At 63.9% G+C, this 230-nt stretch carries 1 protein-coding gene; it reads left to right on the top strand.

The window, feature by feature from the left end:
* Window positions 1-230: hypothetical protein (locus SB822_RS61425; protein WP_410859710.1), on the top strand; the 230-nt coding region annotated here is incomplete at both ends.

The following is a 230-nucleotide window of genomic DNA, read 5'->3' as shown; positions in this document are numbered from 1 at the left end:
GCGCCGGACGAAACGGACGCAGAACACCAAGGCGCGTTGCACGGGCTGCGCATCCTGCTCGTCGAGGACAACGAGGAAGTGGCGGCAGGTACCGAAGCGTTGTTGCAGATGATGGGCCACCAGGTCACATGCGTGTTCAATGCGGACATGGCGCTGCGTCTGTTGCGCGACGCTTACGCGCAGCGGGCGCGCACTGGTGAGCCGGTGCCGTTTGAATTGGTGCTGTCCGA

The organism is Paraburkholderia sp. SIMBA_054 (genome assembly GCF_046534875.1).
GTDB lineage: Bacteria > Pseudomonadota > Gammaproteobacteria > Burkholderiales > Burkholderiaceae > Paraburkholderia > Paraburkholderia hospita.
The sequence above is the reverse complement of the archived record's forward strand: the minus strand, read 5'-3'. Positions and strand labels throughout refer to the sequence as shown.